The sequence below is a fragment of the Streptomyces sp. NPDC051109 genome, from assembly GCF_044455885.1.
Taxonomy (GTDB): Bacteria; Actinomycetota; Actinomycetes; order Streptomycetales; family Streptomycetaceae; genus Streptomyces.
In genome coordinates, this window is the sequence record NZ_JBITFF010000015.1 from 162,415 (window position 1) to 184,138 (window position 21,724).

The following is a 21,724-nucleotide window of genomic DNA, read 5'->3' on the forward strand; positions in this document are numbered from 1 at the left end:
AGAGCGGTCACCCGGACCGCAGGATGGTGGGAGCATGTGAGGGTCTGCCGGGGAAACGGTGAGGTGAGGGGATAGATGGGGTCTGAGTCCGGCCGCGTCAAACGCGGCGAGCAGAGCAGGATTTCCCAGTGGCTGCGCCGGCGGCCCAAACCCTCCCCCGAAGATCCCGAGCGCGCACGCGAGGCCCTTCTGCTGTCCGCGGCCGCCGCGGGCCTGCCGCTCGCCCCCGCCGCCCATCCCGCCGGCTACCGGTGTTCGTGCGACCGGATCGGCTGCCCCACCCCCGCACGCCACCCCCTCTCCTTCGCCTGGCAGACACAGTCGACGACGGACCGCGCACAGATCGAGCGCTGGGCGCGCAACCAGCCCCAGGCGAACTTCATCACCGCGACGGGCATGGTCCACGACGTGCTGGACGTCCCGCTCGAAGCCGGGGCGAGCGCGCTGGAGCGCCTGCTGGCGGCGGGCGTGGAGGTCGGCCCGGTCGCCGAATCGGGCGGTTCGGGCGACCAGGCCCGGATGCTCTTCTTCACGGCGACGCGCGGAACCCCCGAGGACGAGGACGAGTGGTGGCCCTGCGAGCTGGACTGCCACCCGGAGACGATGGACGAGCACCCGGGCCTGCGCTGGCACTGCCGCGGCAGCTACGTGCTGGTCCCCCCGGCCGCACTCCCCGGTGACCTGGCGGTGACCTGGATCCGCGGCATGGAGCACCCCCTCCCCGACCCCCTCACCCTCCTCGAAACCCTGACGGACGCCTGCGCCGCGTACGCGGGCGCGGCCACCGAAACCCCCTCGGCGGCCTGGCCCCTGAGCCGCTAGCGGCTGTCCGCGAAGTCCTGCCCGGCCCGCGGGCGGCGCCCTTCGGGCGTCCGGCGGGACTTTGCGGACACCCCCCGGTGGTGCCTCGTGGACCGGGCCGGGGCGGTCAGTGGATCTGGGTGACCACCACGTCCAGGGACCAGGCCTTGGCCGCCTTCGCGGGGGCTTCCGCCTCCACGGCGTAGCCCAGGTCGCGCAGCGTCGTGACCAGCTCCGCCGGGGTCGCGGGCACGGCCCCGGCGACGAGCAGGTCCCGCACCAGCCGCCCCTTCGTGGCCTTGTTGAAGTGGCTCACCACCGACCGCTTCTCCACCCCGTCCACCATCTGCGAGTGCAGCACCCGCACCGTAGCCGTGCGTCCCGCCACCCCGCCCTTGGGCTTCCACGCCGACGCATAGGCCGAGGAGCGCAGGTCCAGCACCAGCCCGTCCCCCGCCGCCTCCGGCATCACCGCCGCCATGGGCTCGCGCCAGTACGCCCCCAGCGCGCCCAGCCCCGGCAGCTTCACCCCCATCGAGCAGCGGTACGAGGGGATCCGGTCCGTCACCCGGACCGCGCCCCACAGGCCCGAGAACACCATCAGGGACTGCTCCGCCGCTGTCCGCGCCGCCGCCGGCAGGTCGGCCAGGCCCAGCGCGTCGTACAGGACGCCGGTGTAGATCTCCCCGGCCGGCCGGGCCACCGCGGACCGCAGCCCGGCGTTCTTCGCCACCTCGCCGCGCAGCCCCTCGCTCAGGCCGAGCACCTCGCGGGCCTTCGTCTCGTCCCCCGCGCACAGCTCGACCAGTTCCTCCAGCACGGCCGCCCGCGCCCCGGCCAGCCCCGGCAGCGACAGCGTCTCCGGCTCCAGGGGCGCGCCGGAGCCGCCGACGGCCTTTCCCTCGGACGGCGGCAGCAGCACGAGCACGGTGGTTCTCCTTCAGTACGACACGGCGCAGGGGGTGCGGCCCCCGAGCCAGGGTAAGGCTCTCGCCGCGCCCCCGGCGCCCACCGGACCTACGCTCGATCCATGCCACGCCGTCATATGCACATGACCGGCGCAGACGGGGCTGCCCTGCGGGCCGCGCTGCGTGAACTGCGGACGAGCCTGGACGTGCCCGGGGAATTTCCGGCGCCGGTGCTCGCCGAGGCCGAGGAGGCGGCCCGCGATCCCCGGCTCCCCGAGCTCGACGCCACCGACCTCCCCCTGTTCACCATCGACCCGCCCGCCTCCCGCGACCTGGACCAGGCCATGCACCTGGCGAAGCGCGCGAGCGGCGGCGGCTACCGCGTGCACTACGCCATCGCCGACGTCGCCGCCTTCGTCACCCCCGGCGGCGCAGTCGACACCGAGGCCCACCGCCGCGTCACCACCCTCTACTTCCCCGACGGCCGGATCCCCCTCCATCCGCCCGTCCTCTCCGAGGGCGCGGCCAGCCTGCTGCCCGGCCAACCCCACCCGGCGCTGCTGTGGCGCTTCGACCTGGACTCCGCCGGACGCGTGGAGAGCACCGAGGTCCGCCGCGCCCTGGTCCGCAGCCGGGCCAAGCTGGACTACGACGGCGTCCAGCAGGCCATCGACTCCCGGACCGCCGAAGAGCCCCTCGCCCTCCTCCAGGACATCGGCCGGCTCCGCGAGACCCTGGAGCAGGAGCGCGGCGGCATCTCGCTGAACGTGCCCGAGCAGGAGATCGTCGCTCAAGACGGCTCGTACACCCTCGCCTACCGGGCCCCGCTCCCCGCGGACGGCTGGAACGCCCAGATCTCCCTGATGGCCGGCATGGCCGCCGCCGAGCTGATGCTCGCCGCCGGCACCGGCATCCTGCGCACCCTCCCCAGCGCCCCCGACGGGGCCGTCGGCCGGCTCCGGCGCACCGCCGCCGCCCTGCGGATCGACTGGCCGCACCACATGCCCTACGCCGAACTCGTCCGCACCCTCGACCCGCACCTGCCCGCCCACGCCGCGTTCCTCCAGGAGTGCACGGCCCTGCTGCGCGGCGCGGGCTACACGGTGTTCTCCGGTGGCGCGACCCCGGAGCCCCTTCTGCACTCCGCGGTGGCGGCCCCGTACGCGCACTGCACCGCCCCCCTGCGCCGGCTCGTCGACCGGTACGCGGGCGAGCTGTGCGTGGCGGCGGTGGCCGGGGCCGAGCCCCCGGGATGGGCGACGGCCGCGCTGGACGCACTCCCGCAGCGGATGGCGGACGGCAGCAGGCTGGCCAACACGGCCGAGCGGGAGTGCGTGGACCTCGTCGAGGCGGCCCTGCTGAAGGACCACGTCGGGGAGACCTTCGAGGCGACCGTGATCGACGTCAAGGAGCACGAGCCGCTCGTGGGCACGGTCCACCTGGAGGAGCCGGCCGTGGTCGGCCGGGTCGAATCCCCGTCCGCGCGGCTGCCGCTGGGCGACCGCATCCGGGTCCGCCTGCTGGAGGCCGACCCGGGCACCACGAAGATCCTCTTCGCCCCGGCCTGACATTGCGGCTTCCGCCCGGGTCGTGACCGCGACGAGCGCGGCGACCTCTGCGATCCGCATGCCCTCCGGTGGGGACCCTGCCGCTGCGTCAAGGTCAAGCGCGGCGCCGGGCGCGGGTAGCATGGTCACTCGCAGAACAACCGGAGCGGGCGGCCGCGTCGGGATCCCCGGATCCCGCCGAGGAACGTCCGGGCTCCACAGGGCAGGGTGGTGGCTAACGGCCACCCGGGGTGACCCGCGGGACAGTGCCACAGAAAACAGACCGCCGGGGCTTCGGCCCTCGGTAAGGGTGAAACGGTGGTGTAAGAGACCACCAGCGCCTGGGGCGACCCAGGCGGCTAGGTAAACCCCACCCGGAGCAAGGTCAAGAGGAGTCGTCTTCGGACGGCTCTGCGCGAACGTTCGAGGGCTGCCCGCCCGAGTTCGCGGGTAGACCGCAGGAGGCCGGCGGCAACGCCGGTCCTAGATGGATGGCCGTCTCCCCGGCGACCGCGAGGTCACCGGGCGACAGAACCCGGCGTACAGCTCCGGTTGTTCTGCACTCGACGAAACCGAAGGGCCCGTCCCCATCAGGGGCGGGCCCTTCGCCGTACGTCCTCGAACCGGCCGGCTAGCGCAGGTGCGAGGTGTCGTTCAGCAGACGCACCGAGGCGTTGCCGTCGGCGTAGTAGGCCACCGCCGAGAGGGAGGCCGCGGACAGCTCCATCTTGAACAGCGCCTCCGGCGGGGCGCCCAGCGCGAGCCGGACCAAAATCTTGACCGGGGTCACGTGCGTGACCAGCAGCACCGTGCGGCCCGCGTGCGCGGCCAGCAGCCGGTCCCGGGTCGCCGAGATGCGGCGCGTGGCGGCCGCGAAGCTCTCGCCGCCGCCCGTCGGGGCCGCCTTCGGGGAGTCCAGCCAGGCCTGGAGGTCGTCCGGGAAGCGCTCGCGCACCTCGGCGAAGGTCAGGCCCTCCCAGGCGCCGAAGTCCACCTCGCGCAGGCCCTCCTCGACCGTGACCGTGAGGCCGAGCCGGTCGGCGACGGCCTGCGCGGTCTCCCGGCAGCGGCGCAGCGGGGAGCTGACGATCGTCTGGACGGTGCCGCGCGCGGCCAGCGCCCCGGCCACCGCCGATGCCTGGCGGCGGCCGGCCGGGGACAGCTCCGGGTCGGTGCCGCCGCTGCCGGAGAAGCGCTTCTGCGGGGTGAGGGCCGTCTCCCCGTGGCGCAGCAGGACGAAGGTCGCCGGGGTCCCCATGTCGGGGCCCCAGCCCGGCGTGGCCGAGGGGGCCTGGGCCGGGCCCGGCGCCGGGGCGGGGATGCGCCCCGCTGCGCCGGCGCCCTGCTCCGCGAACAGGGTGTCGGCCCCAGCCTCCTCGCGTGCCGGTGCGGTGGCCGACGTACCGGAAGCAGTGGCGAGGGCGGCCCGTACGGCCGCGGCCCCCTTCGCGGCATCCCCCGGAGGGCCGGCCGGCGGGGTCGCCAGGGCGCGGGCGGCCGAGGCGTCCAGGGCCGCCGAAGAGGCCGACGGCTCCCACTGCCCGCCGCGCTTGCCCGCGTCCATCGCCTCGTTGGCGAGCCGGTCCGCGTGCTTGTTCCGCTCGCGCGGGATCCACTCGTACGTCACCTGCGCGCGCGGCAGGATCTTCGCCGCCTCCGCCGCGAGGGGCTTCATGTCCGGGTGCTTGATCTTCCAGCGGCCGGACATCTGCTCGACGACCAGCTTGGAGTCCATGCGGACCTGCACCACGGCGTCCGCGGACAGCTCGCGGGCCGCCTCGAGGCCGGCGATCAGGCCCTTGTACTCGGCCACGTTGTTGGTCGCGACGCCGATGTACTCCGCGCGCTCGGCCAGCGTCTCGCCCGTCGCCGGGTCGATGACGACCGCGCCGTAGCCGGCGGGCCCCGGGTTGCCCCGGGAGCCGCCGTCCGCCTCCACGACGAAACGGACAGGCCTCTGCATCAGATGCCCGAGTCGGCCGTACGGACCAGGATGCGGCCGCAGTTCTCGTGACGCACGACCTGGTCGCGGGCCGCGGCCTTGATCTCGTTGACCTCGGCCATGTCGAGCTCCAGACGGCAGCCCTCGCAGCGGCGCTGGTACAGGCGGGCGGCGCCGACGCCGCCCTGCTTGACGCGGATCTTCTCGTACAGGGCCATCAGGTCGGCCGGCATCGAGGCGACGATGACCTCGCGGTCCTTCGTGATCTTCGCGGCCTCGGCGTCGAGCTCGCCGGTGGCCGCGTCGCGGCGGGCGGTGGCGTCCGTCAGCTTGGCTTCGAGGGCGGAAACCCGCTCGGTCAGCCCGGTGACCCGCTCCTGGGCACCCTCCAGGCGTTCCATGACCTCGAGGACCACGTCCTCCAGGTCGGCCTGGCGCTTGGCGAGGGAGACGACCTCGCTCTGCAGGTTCGCCAGGTCGCGGGCGGAGATGCCCGCGCCGGAGTCGAGCCGCTGCTGGTCGCGCGCGGCGCGCTGGCGCACCTGGTCGACGTCCTGCTCCGCCTTGGTCTGCTCGCGGGCGGCGTCGCTCGCCTGCGTCTGGGCCGCCACGAGCAGGTCGCGCTGCTGCGTCAGGTCCTTGGTCAGGGACTCGACCTCGGTGTGCTCCGGCAGCGACTTGCGCTTGTGGGCGAGCTGAGACAGCCGGACGTCCAGGGCCTGGACGTCGAGAAGTCGGATCTGGTCGGCGGGCTCGGCGTTCAGTTGGGGGCTCCAGAGATAGAAGGGGGTGTGACGGACGGCGCGTGCACCGTCCACGGGTCGGTGACCGTGCGCGAGACATGGGTGCGCAGACCCCAGCCGTGGCGCTCGGAGATCGCGTCGAGCTGCGCGGCGGCCTGCTCGCACCAGGGCCACTCGGTGGCCCAGTGCGCGGCGTCCACGAGGGCGAGCGGGCTCTGCTCGCGGGCCTCGGAGACGGGGTGGTGGCGCAGGTCGGCGGTGAGGAACACGTCCACGCCGGCGGCCCGGACCTGGCCGAAGAGGCTGTCTCCGGAGCCGCCGCTGACGGCGACGGTACGGACGAGCTGCTCGGGGTCGCCGGCGACGCGGATGCCCTGGGCGGTCTGCGGCAGCCGGGCGGCGGCGCGCGCGGCGAACGCGCTCAGGGTCTCGGGGTGGTCCAGCTCGCAGATCCGGCCGAGGCCGCGGCGGCCCTCGGGGTCGGTGGGATCGGGGACCAGCGGGCCGGTGATCCGCAGGTCGAGGGCGCCGGCGAGGGCGTCGGAGACGCCGGGGTCGGCGGTGTCCGCGTTGGTGTGGGCGACGTGCAGCGCGATGTCGTTCTTGATCAGCGTGTGCACGACGCGGCCCTTGAAGGTGCCGGCCTCGACGGTGGTGGTGCCGCGCAGGTAGAGGGGGTGGTGGGTGACGACCAGGTCGGCGCCCAGCTTCACGGCCTCGTCGACGATCTCCTGCACGGGGTCGACGGCGAACAGGACGCGGGAGACCTCGGCGTCGGGATCGCCGCACACGGTTCCGACGGCGTCCCACTGCTCGGCCCGCGAGGGGGGCCAGAGGGCGTCCAGCGCGGCGATGACTTCGGAGAGACGGGGCACAGGCCAAGGCTACCGTCCGTACGGGAGCGGGTCCGTCCCTACTTGACGAGGAAGGTGCGCAGGTCGTCCAGGACCTCGCCGGCGGCGGTCCCGTCCGTCCGCTCCCGGCTGTTCCCGACCGACCCGGCTCGCCCCGGACGCCCCGCTGTCGCACAGCACAATCGCCCTCGCGGCCCACCCCGAACCGCCCGGCGGCCACCCGTACGTGTGAAGCGCGGATGGTCGTGTTGTTCGGCCCGAAGGGCGAAAACTAGCTTCCTCCCCGGAGGTGACGCACGGATGACTGTCTGTGCCATCGAGATCACGACGACGGCCCCGTTCACCATCGCCGCGGACGGGTCGTACGCGGCCCGGCTGGCCGGGGACGGGGAAGCCCGGTACCCGGAGCGCTGGACCCTGGCCGGGCCCGAGCCGTACGCGGTGCCGCTGCCGCTCGCGCAGCCCGAGGAGGCCGACAGCGAGGTGCTGGCGCTGGCCGACGGGCGGGTGCTGATCCACCGGAGGGTCGCGCAGCGGCACGCCTTCGCCCTGCTGTACCCGACGGGCGGCGCCGCGGCCGGGCCGCGGACCGGGGAGCTCCCGCTGGGCTCCGTGGAGCGCGGGGACGAAGAGGTACGGGTGTCCCTGCTGCCCCCGTCCCCGGACGGACGCGGCGCGTTCGCCCTGGCCGCGTCGGCCGCCGGAACCACGGTCTGGCAGGTGGCCGGGGGCGCCTTCGGGCAGGTCGCCCGGATCCCGGGCCGCTGCTCCGGCGGCGTCTGGCTGGACCGGACGGGCCGGATGCTGGCGCTGGACCGCGAGCTGGACGGCACCACCAAGGCCGTCGCGGTGGACCTGGGCCGGGGCGGCGAGGTCTCCCCGCTGCTCCAGATCGCGGAGGGCAGCGACGACCGGCTGCTGCTGGCCGACCCCGACAGCGGGCTGCTGCTGATCCGCTCGGACGCCCCGGGCGAACCGCGCCTGGGCTGGGGGGTGCTGGGCAGCTCGCTGCCGGTGCGCTTCCCCGAGTGCCTGCGCGGGGAGGCGGGGACCCCGTTCGCCGTGCAGCCGGGCCAGGCCCTGATGCCGGAGAGCTGCGGGGTAGCGCTCCGGCTGGAGGGCGGCGGGGGTGCCCCCGGCGGCGGCTGCGGGATGATCGGCCTGTGGCGGCCCGCCGACCGGCACGTGTTCCGGCTCCCCGCGCCCGACGGCTGGCTCGGCACCGGGCTGTGGAGCCCGCAGGGCCGCCTGCACCTCCCGTACACGACCCCGGAGACCCCCTGCGGGATCACGGGGCTGACCCTGCCGGTGTCCCCGCCGCCCCCGGTCCGGCTGGATCCGCCGTCGGCGGCCGCGCCCCGGCCCGTACCGCTGCAGCAGGCGCCGCTGTAGCGGGGCCGGGGCGGAGCCCGGTGGAGGTCAGCGGCCTTCGAAGGCCAGGTCGCGGGCCGCGTCGAGCGCCGTGGCCACCGCGCCCAGCAGCACGGCGTCCTCCCCCAGTCCGCTCGGGGCCACTTTCGGCCGCAGCGGCGTGAGGGTGCGCAGCGTCCGGCGGACCGTGCTCAGCAGCAGGTCGGCGTTGTGGCCGACCCCGCCGCCGAGGACGACGAGGTCCGGGTCGAGTACGGCGGAGACGGCCGCGACGGTGTGGGCGAGGCGTACGCCCTCCTGCTCGACGGCCCGGGCGGCGGCCGGGTCTCCCGCCCGGGCGGCGTCGAAGACGTCCTTGGCCGTGAGCGGACCGGTCATCCCGTGGGCGCGGGCCCCCTGGACCACGGCCTCCGCCGAGACGGCGTCCTCCATGCTGTCCGTGCTGCCCGCGCTGTCCGTGCTGTCGGCGGAGTCGGCGGTGTCGGATCCGGGATCCGCTTCGCCTCGGCCCGCCCAGGGCAGGAAGCCGATTTCGCCGGCCCCGCCGTGCGCCCCGGTGAACAGCCGGCCCTCGTTGACGATGCCCATGCCGAGACCGGTCCCGATCATGACGTAGACGAAGAGCCGGCTGCCCGCGCCGACTCCGTACGTGTACTCCCCGAGCGCGGCGAGATTGGCGTCGTTCTGGACGGCGACGGGCAGGCCGAGCCCGTCGCGGATCCGGTCGAAGAGCCCCGGGCGGCCCCAGCCGGGCAGTTGCCGGGCGTACCGGACCCGGCGCTTGTCCTCGTCGTAGACGCCGGGCGTGCCGACGACGGCGTGGGTGACCTTGCGCGGGTCCAGGGCCGAGTCGGCGACGAGCCCGTGGGCGGTGGACACGGCCAGGTCGGCCATGGTGTTCGCGGTGCGGGCCTGGTTGCGGACGTCGCAGCGGGCCACGACGGTGCCGTCGAGGTCGGCCAGCGCCACCCGCAGCCGACTGCGGCCGATGTCGATCCCGAGGGCGTAGCCGGCCGTCGGGTCGGGGGCGTAGAGCACGGCGGTGCGGCCCCGCTCGGGGGCGTGCACACCGGCCTCCCGGACCAGGCCGGCCTGTTCGAGGGCGGCGAGCGCGCTGGAGACGGTGGGCTTGGACAGCCCCGTCTCCCGCGCGAGCTGCGCCCGCGAGGCCGCCCCGCCGGAGCGCAGCCGCTCCCACAGCAGCCGCTCGTTGGCGCTGCGCTGCCGCTGGGGGTTCCAGGGCTGCTCGGCGCCCTCGTCACTGCTGGTCATCCGCACATTCTCGCCGAGCAGGAGCCACGGGACGGCCTCCATCTGCCGCGCCGCCGAGGGGGGGGTGGCACCCCGTGTGTCCGGGGACTAGTCGTGCTTGAGGCCGAGGACCTCCGCCGCGGCGAACGTCTCTCCGGCCGGGCGGGAGTCGTAGTGCGGGGTGAGCAGTCCGTCCAGTTCCTCGTAGGAGAAGGCCTCCTTGGCGGTGTCGAACTTGGCGGCAACCTTCGGGCGTTCCATCACGACGACGATCCCGCCGTGCACGACGAACAGCTGCCCGTTGGCCTTCGCCGAGGCCGGCGAGGCCAGGTAGCCGACCAGCGGGGCGACGTGTTCGGGGGCCAGCGGGTCGAGCTTGCCCTCCTCCGGCAGCTGGAAGCCGGCGAAGACGTCCTCCGTCATCCTGGTCCGGGCGCGCGGGCAGATGGCGTTGGCCGTCACCCCGTACTTGGCGAGGGCCAGGGCGGTCGAGGTGGTCAGGCCCACGATGCCGCCCTTGGCCGCCGCGTAGTTCGGCTGGCCGGCCGAGCCGCCGAGGAAGGCCTCGGAGGAGGTGTTGACGATGCGGCCGTAGACCGGTCCGCCCGCCGCCTTCGACCGCTCGCGCCAGTGCACGGAGGCGAAGTGGGTGGTGTTGAAGTGGCCCTTGAGGTGGACCCGGATCACCGAGTCCCACTCCTCCTCCGACATGGAGAAGACCATCCGGTCGCGCAGGATGCCGGCGTTGTTGACCAGGACGTCGAGCTTCCCGAAGCTGGTGACCGCCAGCCCGACCAGCTCGCGCGCCTGCTCGAAGTCGGCCACGTCGCCCAGGTGCGCCACCGCCCGCCCGCCCGCGGCGCGGATCTCCTCGGCCACCTCCTCCGCCGGGGCGGCCGAGGCCTCCCCGGAGCCGTCCCGTCCGCTCTGGCCGAAGTCGTTGACGACCACGCTCGCACCGAGCCGCGCGAGCTCGATCGCCTCGGCCCGGCCGAGGCCGCGGCCGGCGCCGGTGACGATGGCGGACAGCCCCTCAAGTGGGAGTGACATCTACCGGATTCCTCTCGGAGAGCTCTTGGATCGGTCGGGGTGCTCAGAGTTCGATGCAGGTGCGCAGGGCCACGCCCGTACGCATCTGGTCGAGCGCGTCGTTGATCTCGCCGAGGTGCACCCGGTGCGTGATCAGGCCCGCCAGGTCCACCCGGCCCGCCCGCCACAGCGCGATGGTGCGCTCGTACGAGCGGAGCACGTCCCCGCCTCCGTACATCGACGGCAGGATCTTCTTCTCGTCGAAGAACAGCGAGAACATGTTGACCGAGTAGTTGTCGTCGAGCGCGCCGGCGCCGACCACGACGACGGAGCCGCCGCGCCGGGTCATCTCGTACGCGGTGTGCGTGGTCGCGGACTTGCCGACGACCTCGAAGACGTAGTCGAAGCCCTCGCCGGCCGTGATCCGGTTCTTGGCGTCGCCGAAGGCCTCCGGTGCGACCGCCTCCGTCGCCCCGAACCGCAGCGCCGCCTCGCGCCGGGAGGCCACCGGGTCCACCGCGACGATCTGCGCCGCGCCCTGCACCTTGGCGCCCTGGATGACGGAGATGCCGACGCCGCCGCAGCCGATGACGGCGACCGAGGACCCGGCCTCCACCTTGGCGGTGTTGATGGCGGCGCCGAGGCCCGTGGTCACTCCGCAGCCGATCAGCGCGGCGATGTCGTACGGCAGGTCGTCGGGGATGGGCACGGCGCACGCGGCGGGCACGACCATCTCCTCGGCGAAGGTGCCGGTGCCGGCGAAGCCGAAGACGTCCCCGCCGCCCGAGCGGCGGAAGTTGGGCGTGGCCACGTTCGCGAAGGACTCCAGGCACAGGTGGCCCTGGCCGCGCTTGCACGCGGGGCAGTGTCCGCACGGCGGCAGCCAGCAGACGAGGACCCGGTCGCCGACGGCGTGGGTCGTGACCCCGTCGCCGACGTCGACGATCTCGCCCGAGCCCTCGTGGCCGGGTATGAAGGGGGCGGGCTGCGGCAGCACGCCGCTCATCGCCGAGAGGTCCGAGTGGCACAGGCCTGTGGCCTTGATGCGGATCCGGACCTTGCCGGGGCCGAAGCCCGCGGTCTCCATGTCGTCGACGACTTCGAGCTTGTCCTGGCCTATCTCGCTCTGCAGTGCTGCGCGCACGGTGCGGCTCCTTCGAGGTCGGGCGTTACGCGTGTTCGACGACGGTGTCGGCGAGGACCGGCGCGTCGTCCCGTTCGACGGCGGTCACCGAGACCCGGACCTGCCCGGGCTCCTCCCACATCCGGATCCGCAGGGTCTCCCCCGGGAAGACGATCCCGGCGAAACGCGTGCGGTAGGCGCGCACCCGCGAGACGTCCCCGCCGAGCGCCGTGTCGACGACGGCCTTGAGGGTCATCCCGTACGAGCACAGGCCGTGCAGGATCGGCCGGTCGAAGCCGGCCAGCTTGGCGAACTCGGGGTCGGCGTGCAGGGGGTTCCAGTCGCCCGAAAGCCGGTACAGGAGCGCCTGCTCCTCGCGGATGTGCCGCTCCTCGACCCGGTCGGGGGCCCGGTCGGGCAGCTCGGAGGTGACCGAGGGGCCGCGCTCTCCGCCGAAGCCGCCCTCACCGCGTACGAAGATCTGCGCGTCGCTGGTCCAGAGCGGCCCGTCGGCGTCCGCGACCTCGGTGCGCAGCACGATCACGGCGGCCTTGCCCTTGTCGTAGAGGGCGGCGACCTTGGCGGAGGAGGTGGCGCTGCCCTTGACCGGGATGGGCCGGTGCAGCTCGATGGACTGGCCGCCGTGCAGGACGTTGGCGAGGTTGACCTCGATCCCGGGGGCGGCGAGGCCGCCCGGCATGGCCATGCCGGCGCCGGCGACGGTCGCGAAGCTGGGGAGTACGTGGAGCTTGGACTCCAGGGTGTAGCGCAGTTCGTCGGGGTCGGTGGCGGGGCGGCCGGCGCCGAGGCCGAGGTGGTAGAGCTGGATGTCCTTGTGGTCCCAGGCGATGTTCCCCTGGCGGGGCTCCGCGGCGAGGGCCCTGGCGGCATCGATCGGCATTGAGGATGCTGCTCCTTGTTCGGTTCTTCGGTTCCCATTGCGTGGAAGACCTCGGTGCGGCTGTCCGCACCGTCGGCCGCACCGAGGTCGTTTGCGGGACCTGTTCGGTTCTAGAACGCGTTCTAGGACCGAGCGGTGAGGAATGTATAACGCACCCCCCAGCAGTTGTGAAGACTCCTGACTCCACGTCAGGATCAGCTTGGCCGAGGCGTGTTGCCGGCTCCGCGCGGCGCGGCCGGCCCTACCCTGACGGCGTGGACGAAATGCCGGTGAACCCCCGCCCCGCCCGGTCCCTGCGGGTCCTGCTGTTCCCGCCGGACCCGGCGCTGGCGCTGCGGCTGGGGCTGCAGCCGGACATCGAGGTGGTGGCCTCGGCACTGGCGCGGCCGGCCGTGGCCCTGGTGGAGGAGCTCGCCTCGGTGACGGCGCTGCTGGCGGAGGACCCGGAGTGCCGGGTGCTGGTGCTGACCGGTTCGGCGCATCCGGGACTGCGGGACGCGGCGCTGGCGGCGGGCGCGGCGGGCCTGGTCCTGCGCGACGGCCCCGTGGAGGACCTGGCGGAATCCATCCGCGCGGCCTCCCGCGGCGAAACGGTCGTCGATCCGTCCCTGTCGGGCCCGTAGACCCGCCCGGCCGCCGCCCCCGCGGCCCCGGCCCCGGACGTCCGGCCGCCTACTTCCGCAGCAGGGTCACCACCGCCGCCCCGCCCAGGCCTATGTTGTGGGCGAGGCCGACCCGGGCCTGAGGGACCTGGCGGGGGCCGGCCTGGCCCCTCAGCTGCCAGACCAGTTCCGCCGCCTGCGCCAGCCCCGTCGCTCCCAGCGGGTGGCCCTTCGAGATCAGGCCCCCGGAGGGGTTCACCACCCACCGCCCGCCGTACGTGGTCGCGCCCGACTCCACCAGCTTCCCGGCGGCGCCCTCCCCGCACATGCCCAGCGCCTCGTACGTCAGCAGCTCGTTGATCGAGAAGCAGTCGTGCAGCTCGATCACGTCCACGTCCTCGATCCCGAGCCCGGACGCCGAGAACACCTGCCGCCCCGCCGCCTCCGTCATCGGCTTGCCGACCACGTCGATGCACGAGCCGGAGGCGAACGAGGCCTCCGTGTCCGTCGTCATCGCCTGCGCGACGATCTCCACCGCCTTGTCGTGCAGCCCGTGCCGCACCACGAACCGCTCCGACACCACCACCGCGGCGGCCGCCCCGTCCGAGGTCGGCGAGCACTGCAGCTTCGTCAGCGGCGTGTGGATCGGCTTGGCCCCGAGGATCTCGTCCACCGAGTACACGTCCTGGAACTGCGCGTTCGGGTTGTTCGCCGAGTGCCGGTGGTTCTTCGCCCCGACCGCCGCCAGCTGCGCGGCCGTGGTCCCGTACCGCTCCATGTGCTCGCGGGCCGCGTTCCCGAAGATCTGTGCGGTCGGCGGGGACATCTCGAAGCCGTGCCCGGCGGCCATGATCCCGTAGTGCCGGGCGACCGGAGAGGTCTTGAAGTCACCCCCGTCGGCGCCGCCGCCCAGCGCACCCTTCTTCATCTTCTCGAAGCCCAGCGCCAGCACGCAGTCGCTGATCCCGCCCTCCACGAACTGCCGCGCCATCATCAGAGCCGTCGACCCCGTCGCGCAGTTGTTGTTCACGTTGTAGACCGGGACCCCGCTCAGCCCCAGTTCGTACGCGGCCCGCTGGCCTGCCGTTGAGGCCTGGAAGCAGTACCCCACCGGCACCTGTTCCACCTGGTCGTACGCGATCCCCGCGTCCGCCAGCGCCGCCGTCCCCGCCTCCTTCGCCATGTCCCAGTACTGCCAGTCCCGCGACTGCGGCTTCTCGAACTTCGTCATGCCGACGCCCACGATGTACGACTTCATCACTGATGCCCTTCAGTCCCTGGGAAGGCCGAGAATCCGCTCGGCGACGACGTTGAGCTGGACCTGCGTGGTGCCCCCGGCGATGGTCAGGCAGCGGGACATGAGCATCCCGTGCACCGCCCGCTCCCCCGCCCCCTCCCGCACCGCGCCCGCCGGTCCCAGCAGTTCGAGCGCGAGCTCGGCGGTCCGCTGCTGGTGGGGGGTCTGGACGAGCTTGCGTACGGAAGCACCGGCGCCCGGCTCCAGCCCCGACACCTGCTGGAGCGTGGTGCGCAGCCCGATGCAGGCCAGGGCGTGCGCCTCGGCGGTGAGCGCCCCGATCCGCGCGCGGTACGCGCCGTCGAGTTCGGCCGAGCGGGCGATCAGCGCCTCCAGCCCCGTGTCGAAGGTCATCTGGTCGGCCATGTGGACCCGCTCGTTGCCTAGCGTGTTGCGGGCGACCTTCCAGCCCTCGTCGGGCGCGCCGACGAGGGCGTCCGGGGGCAGCAGGACGTCGTCGAACCAGACCTCGTTGAACAGGGCCTCGCCGGTGATCTCCTTGAGCGGGCGCACGTCGATGCCGGGGGTGCCCCGCATGTCGACCACGAAGTAGCCGAGCCCCTTGTGCTTGGGGGCTGCCGGGTCGGTCCGGGCCAGCAGGATCCCGAAGTCGGCGCTCTGCGCGGAACTCGTCCAGACCTTCTGTCCGTTGACCTTCCAGCGGCCGTCCGCCGTGCGCTCCGCCCTGGTCCGCAGCGAGGCCAGGTCCGAGCCCGCCCCCGGCTCGGAGAAGAGCTGGCACCAGGTGGCGTCCCCGCGCAGGGTCGCCCGTACGTACGTCTCCCGCTGCGCCTCGGTCCCGTACGCGAGCAGCGAGGGCACGACCCAGGTGGCGATCCCGAGGTCGGCGACCTTGACTCCGGCCGCCGCCAGTTCCTGCTGGACGACGAGCTGTTCGACGGGTCCGGCGCCGAGCCCGTACGGGGGCGGCAGGTAGGGGGCCGCGTATCCGGTGGGAGCCAGGATCTGGCGGGCGGCGGCCGGGTCGAGGCCGCGCGCGTCCTCGATGGCGGCCCGCGCCCGGGTCCGGTACGCCTCCGCCCGCGCCGGGAGTTCGAGGCGGAGCTGCCGCCGCGCGCCGCCGGCCGCGAGCCGTACCGCCCGTACGCGGTGTCCGTCCCCGGCGCCGAGCAGCTGCCGGGCGACGATCGCCCGGCGCAGGTGGATGTGGGCGTCGTGCTCCCACGTGAAGCCGATCCCGCCGAGGATCTGGATGCAGTCCTTGGCGCAGGAGTAGGCGGCGTCGAGGGCGCTCCCGGCGGCGAGCGCGGCCACGAGCGAGCGCACCTCCGGCTGGTCGTCCGCCGCCTGGGCGGCGTCCCAGGCCAGGGCCCTGGCCTGTTCGAGGCGTACCAGCATGTCGGCGCACAGGTGCTTGACGCCCTGGAACTGCCCGATGGGGCGGCCGAACTGCTCGCGGACCTTGGCGTAATCGGCGGCGGTGGTGAGCGCCCAGGCGGCGGTGCCGCAGGCGTCGGCGGCGAACAGCGCGCAGGCCAGGTCCCGGACGAGGGCCGCGTCGAGGTCGAGGAGGCGGCCGGGTGCCGCGGTGACCCCGCGGGCGCGCACCTCGGCGGTGGGCCGGGTCGGGTCGGCGCTGTCGTGCGTACGGATGTCCAGTGCGGCGGCGTCCACGGCGAACCAGCACGTGCCGTGGGCGGCTTCGGCGGCGAGCAGGACGAGGTCGGCCTCCCCTGCGCCGAGCACCGGGGGCGCGAGCCCGTCGAGCAGGTGCCCGCCGCCCTCGACGGCGACGGCGGTCATGCTTCCGGGGCCGAGGGCGACGGCCGCGACGCGGGTGCCGTCGGCCAGGGCCGCGGTGAGCTCGTCCGCGCCCGCGCGGTCCAGCAGGACGGAGGCGAGGGCGCTGGGCAGGTAGGGGCCGGGCAGTGCCGCCCGGGACGCCTCCTCGACGGCGACGGCGAGGTCGAGGAGGGTGCCGCCCTCCAGGTGCGGCGCGAGGAGCCCGGCGGCGGCGAGCCCGTCCCAGTAGGCGGGCCGTACGCCGGTCCGCGGCGGGGTCTCCAGCAGTTTGCGCACTTCCCCGGGTGGCACCGCGCGCGCCGCCCAGCCGCGCACGGCTTCGGCCAACTCCCGCTGTTCCTGCGTGATTCCGATGCCCATACGGATCCCTGCCGCCTCTCCGACGCCCCGGCCGGCGCCGGGCGGTCCCCCTGATCGCGGGCCAGAGTAGAACACGTTCCATTCTGACGGAAGGTCAGGTGCGGGCGACCGGAAGGGCGCCGCAGAACCGGCCATGTCCGGAAATCGCTCTAGATCCCTCCGCGCCAAGTGACCGAATCTGGGGCGTTGACGCCGACCCCAATTCATTTCAGGAAGGAAATGGCCGTGAATTGCATCACGTATGTGGACCTGCACCGGAGCGTCGCCTCCGACATCCAGGCGGAATTGGAGGCGGCCGTCTCAAGCCTCACCCCCGCTTCGGGCAGCGGCGCTGCCAGGAACGCCGTCGGCAAACTCCTCAGGCATCAAAAAATGCGGCATCCCCTCTCCGTGCTCCCGATGATGGTGCACGCCATCGAGACGGGAAATCCCGGACCGGCCGCCCCCCTGGCCGCCGTGCACGTGCTCTGGTGGACCTCGGCCTGCTACCTCGACGACCTCTCCGACAGGCACGGCACGACCGCGTCCGACACCATGAGCCAGGACGAAGCGCTGCTGGCCTCGGTCCTCAGCGGCACGGTGCTGCCGATCCGGATCGTCCGGTCGCTCCCGGTGCCGCCCGCGGTCCAGGTCGCCCTGACGGCCGAGGTCGCGACGGGCTGGGCGGTGGGCACCGAGGGCCAGCTGACCGATATCGACGCCGACGCCGAGCGCGCCACCCTGAACTCGGTGATCGAGACCTACCGCGGGAAATCCGGCGGACCCTACTCGATGATCACGGCGATGGCGGCGATATTGTCCGGCGCCAGTGACGCAAGAGTCGAACTGTGGCGGGAGTTCGGATACATATTCGGCATCCTGTGGCAGTTGTTCAACGACCAGGAAGACATCCTGACCGGCCGCAATGAAGACCTCCTCAACGGGACGGTCACCTACCTGCTCACGTGCGCCCTGGAGGAAGCGCCCACGCCGCGGGCCAAGGAGGACATCCTGGGCCGGAACACGGCGGCGCGCCACTGCGGGCGGGCGCGCGCGGAGCTCGGCCGCCTCCTCCTCGCCCCGGACGTGCTCGACCGGTACGCCGCGGACCTCGACGCCTTCCGCACCGAGGCCCACCGGCTGCTCACCGCGCTCGGCGGCGACGAACGCCACCTGCCGGTCATGCGGCACCTCGTGGACCACGCGGCACGGATGCTCCTGCAGGCGCGCCCCGTCCCGGCCGCCGTGCAGGCCCGTCAGTCGGCGCAGCCGGCGAAGACGCCGGGGGCGCAGTTGGTCGGGTAGTTGTCCGCCACGATGGTGGCGGTCAGCGACACGGTGCTCGCGTTGTTGTAGATGCCGCCCGGCGCCCCGCCGGCGTAGTTGTCGGCCACCGAGCTGTTCCGCAGGACGAGGGAGGCGCCGGAGACGTTGGCGATCCCGCCGCCCGGTGCCCCGGTCTCGACGGCCCGGTTGGCGAAGACCGTGGTCCGCTCCAGGGTCAGGGTCGACTGGCGGTTGAGGATGCCTCCGCCGCCCTCGTTGTCCTCGGCCGTGTCGTTGCCCTGGACGAGGGTGTCCGTGACGGTCCCGGTCAGCATGAAGGCGCTGATGCCGCCGCCGTCGAGCCGCGCCGCGTTGTCGGTCACCCGGCTGCCGCCGAGGGTCAGGCTGCCGCGCGCGTCCAGTCCGCCGCCGGTGTCCTTGGCGGTGTTGCCGGTGAGGGTGGTGTTCGAGATGTTCGCGGTGCCGGAGCTGTAGACGCCACCGCCGTTGTTCGTGGAGATGTTGTGGCTCACGGTGCTGTTGCGGAGGTTGAGCGTACCGGAGCTGACGATGCCGCCGCCGGCTCCGGAGATCGCCGAGACGTTCCTGGTCACCGTGGTCGAATTGAGGGTGAGCACGCCATGGTTGGCGATCCCCCCGCCGCCCGCGCCGCCGCTCTCCGACCGGCCGCCGCGGACCGTCAGGTTGTTCAGGGTGAGCCTGCCGCTCGGGGCGGCGACCTCGAAGATCCGGAACGCGGTCGCCGACTGCCGACGGATGGTGCTGCCGTTGCCCACGACGGTGATGTCGCCGGTCACCCGCGGCAGGCCGTTGCCGGGGTTGTCGGGGGCCGTGAGGGTGTACGTGCAGCCGGGCGAGAGGAAGAGGTGCGCGGGCCCCGCGACGCTGTTGGCCGTGGCGACGGCGCTCGTGAGCGCGGCGGCGGTGCACGGCACGAACTGCTGCGCCCGGGCCTCTGCGGCGGGCAGGGCGACCACGGTCGCGAGCGCGGCCGTCGTGGCGGCGAAGACTCCGAGTCTGAACATGGCGGCCAAAGTACGCACATCGGATAAGCGGGCTGCGGCGCGGAAGGGGACGCGCCGGGGGCAGTCCCCCTGAGGAGGGAGCCGCGCCCGCCGGACGGGCCGCGGCAAGGCGCCCGCTCCGACCCGCCTGACGTCGGGCACCCCGACCCACCGGTAACACCGCCGGCGGCGTACGGCACGATGGACCGCCACACCCGCGTATCCGCCGGAGGAACCCCCATGGCCGCCGCCACCCCCAAGCCGGAGACCCTGGCCGCCTTCGAGGCCGCCAAGGGGTTCATGCCCGTAGGCGAGGGCCTCGCCCTGTACGAGGCCGCCGCCGCGGCGGCGGCCCTCGGGCTGCCGCTGCTGGAGGTCGGCACGTACTGCGGGCGCTCCACGATCCTGCTGGCCGACGCCGCCCGCGAGGCCGGGGTGGCCGCGATCACGGTCGACCACCACCGGGGCAGCGAGGAGCAGCAGCCGGGCTGGGAGTACCACGACCCGACCGTCGTGGACCCGGAGGTCGGGCTGATGGACACCCTGCCGACCTTCCGCCGCACCCTCCACAAGTCGGGACTCGAAGACCACGTCATCGCGATCGTGGGCCGCTCCCCGCAGGTCGCGGCGGCCTGGGGCGGCAAACTGGGCTTCGTCTTCATCGACGGCGGCCACACCGACGAGCACGCGGCCGGCGACTACGAGGGCTGGGCCCCGCACGTCGCCGAGGGCGGGACGCTCGCCATCCACGACGTGTTCCCCGACCCGGCCGACGGCGGGCAGGCCCCGTACCGGATCTACCTCCGCGCCCTGGCCTCCGGCGCCTTCGAGGAGGTCTCGGTCACCGACTCCCTCCGCATCCTGCGCCGCACCGCCCCCGGCATCTGAGAGCTCCCGGACGGCGGACGCACATATAAACAGATAAGCGCACCACGCCCCCATTTGGCCCACGGTCCGCGCCGGCGGCGGACCGCCGGTCTAGCATCGCGACGTGCGCTACGACGACAGTCCCCCATCCCCCGAGTCCGCCTCCTCGGTCAGCCCGGAGCGGCGGTGGTTCGCACGCCGCTCCGGCCTCGCCGTCGGGGCCGCCGTACTCGCCCCGACCCTCCTGGCGGGGTGGGTCCTCGTCCAGGTGGCCACCGGGGCGGGGGCGGACGACGCCCGCCCGCCCCGCATCGTGATGCCGGCCGCCTCCCCCGCGGCCACCCCGAGCGCGAGCCCGAGCGCGAGCCCGACGGCGACCGCGACCGCTCCGCAGGCCAAGGGCCCGCTCACCGGCAAGACCGTGGTCATCGACCCCGGCCACAACACCGGCAACTTCGAGCACACCTCCGAGATCGACAAGAAGGTCGACATCGGCACCGCCCGCAAGGAGTGCGACACCACCGGCACCACCACCAACGCCGGTTACAAGGAAGCCGAGTTCACCCTCGACGTGTCCCGCCGGCTGCGCACCGCCCTGGAGGCCAAGGGCCTCAAGGTCGTCCTCACCCACGAGGCCGACCGCCCCTGGGGCCCGTGCATCAACGAGCGCGCCCGCATCGGCAACGAGGCCGCCGCCGACGCCGTGGTCTCGGTCCACGCGGACGGGGTCTCCGAGGGCAGCCGCGGCTACCACGTCATCCTCCCGGCCAAGGTCAAGGGCGGCGCCGCCGACACCGCCGCGATCGTCGGCCCCTCCCGGGACCTGGGCGAGCGGATCGGCTCGAACTTCGCCCGGACCACCGGCTCCGCCCCCGCCAACTACCTCGGCAGCGGCACCGGATTGGTCGTCCGCGACGATCTGGGCGGACTCAATCTCTCGACCCGGCCCAAGGTGTTCATCGAATGCGGCAACATGCGTGACGCCAAGGACGCAGCGCTGCTGACGAGTCCGGAGTGGCGACAGAAGGCTGCCCAGGGCATCGCGGACGGCATCGTCGGCTTCTTGGGCGGGTAGTCCCCCGGGGACAGCCTGCCGCCCCGATCCTCTCGGTTGCCGGGAACCTCCGTACCATGGTCCCGCCCGCCCCGCTCCTGCACGTGCGCGACCGCGGCACCACGAGACGACCGAGACCCGAGAAGGACACCTAAGACGTGAACATCCGCTCCCTCACTCGAGGCGACGGCGTGGTGATCGGAGCAGCGGCGCTGCTGTTCATCGCCTCGTTCCTCGACTTCTACTCCGCGACCGGCCTCGACCTGCCGAGCGTGTGGGACACCGACGTCTACCGTCTGGCGCTCCCCACGATCTTCCTGCTCGGCTTCATCGCGGCGGGCCTGCTCATCGCGGCCCGCTTCCAGCCGGAGACCCGCAAGCTCGCGGGCCTGCCGCTGGCCGCGTGGGGGACGGTGCTCGCGGTCGCGGCCGCCTGGTCCTCCCTCTGGTCCCTGATCACGAGCCCGAGCGGCGCCGACCTCGGCGCCGGCTGCATCATCGCCTTCCTCGCCACCCTCGCGCTGGCCGGTGTCGCCGTCGCGGGCGCGAAGATCCCCGCGCTGGCCGGCGGGCTGGTGCCCGAGCCCAAGCCCGTCGCCCCCGCGCCGTACGGGGCCCAGCCCCAGCCCGGCAGCGGGTACGGCTACCCGGGCGCCCAGCAGGGCCAGCCGTACGGGTCCACCCCGCAGCCGGTCCCGCCGTACGGCGGCACCCCGACCCCGGCTCCCGGTCCGCAGGACTCGGCGCCCGCCCCGGCGGCGGACTTCACCCCGTTCTGGTTCGCGGTCCCGGTGGCCCGCCCCCTCTTCCCCGAGGACGGCTCTCCCACCCCGATCGCCGAGCTCGCGCCCGGCACCTGGTACCTGGCCGTGGACCAGCGCGGCCCGGCCACGCTGATCGCCCAGACCCAGGACGGCCGCCGCGGCGTCCTGAACGACACCTCGGGCATCCAGCGCGGCTGACCCGCCCCGCACGGCAGACGGCCCCCCGCCCTTCCGGGCGGGGGGCCGTTGCCCTACAGTCACCTGACGCCTCGTCAG

At 73.8% G+C, this 21,724-nt stretch carries 19 protein-coding genes and 1 other RNA gene; 9 read left to right on the forward strand and 11 right to left on the reverse strand.

Features of this window, described 5'->3' with window-relative positions:
• The first annotated feature begins 75 nt into the window (after window positions 1–75).
• Window positions 76–822 (forward strand): bifunctional DNA primase/polymerase, encoded by a 747-nt coding sequence (locus tag ACIBAD_RS26200; protein WP_134075218.1) that lies wholly within the window; start codon window positions 76–78, stop codon window positions 820–822.
• A gap of 106 nt (window positions 823–928) precedes the next feature.
• Here ACIBAD_RS26200 and yaaA read toward each other — a convergent pair whose 3' ends face one another.
• On the reverse strand, window positions 929–1,729 hold the full coding sequence (gene yaaA, locus ACIBAD_RS26205; RefSeq protein WP_134075219.1) for a peroxide stress protein YaaA: 801 nt from the start codon (window positions 1,727–1,729) through the stop codon (window positions 929–931).
• A 102-nt stretch (window positions 1,730–1,831) separates the two neighbouring features.
• On the opposite strand from yaaA, the gene ACIBAD_RS26210 reads away from it, so the two are divergent.
• Entirely contained in the window at window positions 1,832–3,277 is a 1,446-nt protein-coding gene (locus tag ACIBAD_RS26210; protein WP_134075220.1) for an RNB domain-containing ribonuclease, read from the forward strand.
• A 137-nt stretch (window positions 3,278–3,414) separates the two neighbouring features.
• Window positions 3,415–3,815: RNase P RNA component class A (gene rnpB, locus ACIBAD_RS26215), an RNA gene on the forward strand.
• A gap of 72 nt (window positions 3,816–3,887) precedes the next feature.
• Here rnpB and ACIBAD_RS26220 read toward each other — a convergent pair.
• The 3 genes from ACIBAD_RS26220 to ACIBAD_RS26230 are packed head-to-tail and all read right to left on the reverse strand — an operon-like array spanning window position 3,888 to window position 6,816.
• Window positions 3,888–5,219 (reverse strand): bifunctional RNase H/acid phosphatase, encoded by a 1,332-nt coding sequence (locus ACIBAD_RS26220; protein ID WP_398908827.1) that lies wholly within the window; start codon window positions 5,217–5,219, stop codon window positions 3,888–3,890.
• On the reverse strand, window positions 5,219–5,962 hold the full coding sequence (locus ACIBAD_RS26225; protein ID WP_208329165.1) for a C4-type zinc ribbon domain-containing protein: 744 nt from the start codon (window positions 5,960–5,962) through the stop codon (window positions 5,219–5,221). The genes ACIBAD_RS26220 and ACIBAD_RS26225 overlap by 1 nt, the downstream gene beginning before the upstream one ends.
• A complete protein-coding gene (locus tag ACIBAD_RS26230) occupies window positions 5,959–6,816 on the reverse strand; it encodes a Nif3-like dinuclear metal center hexameric protein (RefSeq protein ID WP_398908829.1) in 858 nt (285 codons plus the stop codon). Before ACIBAD_RS26230 ends, ACIBAD_RS26225 begins: the two co-directional genes overlap by 4 nt.
• A 279-nt stretch (window positions 6,817–7,095) precedes the next feature.
• Between ACIBAD_RS26230 and ACIBAD_RS26235 the strand changes: the two genes are divergently transcribed.
• Complete coding sequence (locus tag ACIBAD_RS26235; RefSeq protein WP_398908832.1) at window positions 7,096–8,187, forward strand: hypothetical protein; 1,092 nt, start codon at window positions 7,096–7,098, stop codon at window positions 8,185–8,187.
• A 27-nt stretch (window positions 8,188–8,214) separates the two neighbouring features.
• Here the strand turns inward: ACIBAD_RS26235 and ACIBAD_RS26240 are convergent, their stop codons facing one another.
• The 4 genes from ACIBAD_RS26240 to ACIBAD_RS26255 form a co-directional block, all read right to left on the reverse strand.
• Window positions 8,215–9,438, reverse strand: a complete 1,224-nt coding sequence (locus ACIBAD_RS26240) for an ROK family protein (protein ID WP_398908834.1) — start codon at window positions 9,436–9,438, stop codon at window positions 8,215–8,217.
• Window positions 9,439–9,525: 87 nt separating this feature from the next.
• Window positions 9,526–10,467: a 3-oxoacyl-ACP reductase gene (locus tag ACIBAD_RS26245; RefSeq protein WP_134075225.1), complete on the reverse strand. Its 942-nt coding sequence runs from the start codon at window positions 10,465–10,467 to the stop codon at window positions 9,526–9,528.
• A 43-nt stretch (window positions 10,468–10,510) separates the two neighbouring features.
• Complete coding sequence (locus ACIBAD_RS26250; protein ID WP_134075226.1) at window positions 10,511–11,590, reverse strand: Zn-dependent alcohol dehydrogenase; 1,080 nt, start codon at window positions 11,588–11,590, stop codon at window positions 10,511–10,513.
• Between the two features lie 25 nt (window positions 11,591–11,615).
• Window positions 11,616–12,470, reverse strand: a complete 855-nt coding sequence (locus tag ACIBAD_RS26255) for a MaoC/PaaZ C-terminal domain-containing protein (RefSeq protein WP_398908837.1) — start codon at window positions 12,468–12,470, stop codon at window positions 11,616–11,618.
• A 263-nt stretch (window positions 12,471–12,733) separates the two neighbouring features.
• On the opposite strand from ACIBAD_RS26255, the gene ACIBAD_RS26260 reads away from it, so the two are divergent.
• Entirely contained in the window at window positions 12,734–13,093 is a 360-nt protein-coding gene (locus ACIBAD_RS26260) for a DNA-binding response regulator (RefSeq protein WP_398908857.1), read from the forward strand.
• Window positions 13,094–13,142: 49 nt separating this feature from the next.
• On the opposite strand, the gene ACIBAD_RS26265 is transcribed toward ACIBAD_RS26260, so the two are convergent.
• Window positions 13,143–14,330: a lipid-transfer protein gene (locus ACIBAD_RS26265; RefSeq protein ID WP_134075229.1), complete on the reverse strand. Its 1,188-nt coding sequence runs from the start codon at window positions 14,328–14,330 to the stop codon at window positions 13,143–13,145.
• A gap of 12 nt (window positions 14,331–14,342) precedes the next feature.
• Window positions 14,343–16,493 (reverse strand): acyl-CoA dehydrogenase, encoded by a 2,151-nt coding sequence (locus tag ACIBAD_RS26270; protein ID WP_398908839.1) that lies wholly within the window; start codon window positions 16,491–16,493, stop codon window positions 14,343–14,345.
• Window positions 16,494–16,712: 219 nt separating this feature from the next.
• Here ACIBAD_RS26270 and ACIBAD_RS26275 point away from each other — a divergent pair, with 219 nt between their 5' ends.
• Window positions 16,713–17,777 (forward strand): polyprenyl synthetase family protein, encoded by a 1,065-nt coding sequence (locus tag ACIBAD_RS26275; RefSeq protein WP_134075230.1) that lies wholly within the window; start codon window positions 16,713–16,715, stop codon window positions 17,775–17,777.
• Here the strand turns inward: ACIBAD_RS26275 and ACIBAD_RS26280 are convergent.
• The gene (locus ACIBAD_RS26280) at window positions 17,729–18,784 is read right to left on the reverse strand and encodes a right-handed parallel beta-helix repeat-containing protein (protein WP_398908842.1); all 1,056 of its coding nucleotides are present in this window, start codon (window positions 18,782–18,784) and stop codon (window positions 17,729–17,731) included. The two genes, ACIBAD_RS26275 and ACIBAD_RS26280, sit on opposite strands and share 49 nt — an antisense overlap.
• 219 nt (window positions 18,785–19,003) lie before the next feature.
• On the opposite strand from ACIBAD_RS26280, the gene ACIBAD_RS26285 reads away from it, so the two are divergent.
• The 3 genes from ACIBAD_RS26285 (at window position 19,004) to ACIBAD_RS26295 (ending at window position 21,646) form a co-directional block, all read left to right on the forward strand.
• Entirely contained in the window at window positions 19,004–19,651 is a 648-nt protein-coding gene (locus tag ACIBAD_RS26285) for a class I SAM-dependent methyltransferase (RefSeq protein WP_134075232.1), read from the forward strand.
• A gap of 103 nt (window positions 19,652–19,754) precedes the next feature.
• Window positions 19,755–20,705 carry an N-acetylmuramoyl-L-alanine amidase gene (locus ACIBAD_RS26290; RefSeq protein ID WP_398908844.1) on the forward strand — a complete coding sequence of 317 codons (951 nt, stop codon included), beginning with the start codon at window positions 19,755–19,757 and terminating at the stop codon, window positions 20,703–20,705.
• 137 nt (window positions 20,706–20,842) lie between these two features.
• The gene (locus ACIBAD_RS26295; protein WP_134075234.1) at window positions 20,843–21,646 is read left to right on the forward strand and encodes a DUF5336 domain-containing protein; all 804 of its coding nucleotides are present in this window, start codon (window positions 20,843–20,845) and stop codon (window positions 21,644–21,646) included.
• Window positions 21,647–21,724 lie beyond the last annotated feature (78 nt).

What these genes read in the sequence shown, in the direction of transcription:
- ACIBAD_RS26270 (WP_398908839.1), bottom strand. Translation starts at nt 16,493, where the DNA reads ATGGGCATCGGAATCACGCAGGAACAGCGGGAGTTGGCCGAAGCCGTG.
- ACIBAD_RS26220 (WP_398908827.1), bottom strand. Translation starts at nt 5,219, where the DNA reads ATGCAGAGGCCTGTCCGTTTCGTCGTGGAGGCGGACGGCGGCTCCCGG.
- ACIBAD_RS26255 (WP_398908837.1), bottom strand. Translation starts at nt 12,470, where the DNA reads ATGCCGATCGATGCCGCCAGGGCCCTCGCCGCGGAGCCCCGCCAGGGG.
- ACIBAD_RS26245 (WP_134075225.1), bottom strand. Translation starts at nt 10,467, where the DNA reads ATGTCACTCCCACTTGAGGGGCTGTCCGCCATCGTCACCGGCGCCGGC.
- ACIBAD_RS26235 (WP_398908832.1), top strand. Translation starts at nt 7,096, where the DNA reads ATGACTGTCTGTGCCATCGAGATCACGACGACGGCCCCGTTCACCATC.
- ACIBAD_RS26285 (WP_134075232.1), top strand. Translation starts at nt 19,004, where the DNA reads ATGGCCGCCGCCACCCCCAAGCCGGAGACCCTGGCCGCCTTCGAGGCC.
- ACIBAD_RS26280 (WP_398908842.1), bottom strand. Translation starts at nt 18,784, where the DNA reads ATGTTCAGACTCGGAGTCTTCGCCGCCACGACGGCCGCGCTCGCGACC.
- ACIBAD_RS26200 (WP_134075218.1), top strand. Translation starts at nt 76, where the DNA reads ATGGGGTCTGAGTCCGGCCGCGTCAAACGCGGCGAGCAGAGCAGGATT.
- ACIBAD_RS26260 (WP_398908857.1), top strand. Translation starts at nt 12,734, where the DNA reads ATGCCGGTGAACCCCCGCCCCGCCCGGTCCCTGCGGGTCCTGCTGTTC.
- ACIBAD_RS26240 (WP_398908834.1), bottom strand. Translation starts at nt 9,438, where the DNA reads ATGACCAGCAGTGACGAGGGCGCCGAGCAGCCCTGGAACCCCCAGCGG.
- ACIBAD_RS26265 (WP_134075229.1), bottom strand. Translation starts at nt 14,330, where the DNA reads ATGAAGTCGTACATCGTGGGCGTCGGCATGACGAAGTTCGAGAAGCCG.
- ACIBAD_RS26210 (WP_134075220.1), top strand. Translation starts at nt 1,832, where the DNA reads ATGCCACGCCGTCATATGCACATGACCGGCGCAGACGGGGCTGCCCTG.
- ACIBAD_RS26275 (WP_134075230.1), top strand. Translation starts at nt 16,713, where the DNA reads ATGGCCGTGAATTGCATCACGTATGTGGACCTGCACCGGAGCGTCGCC.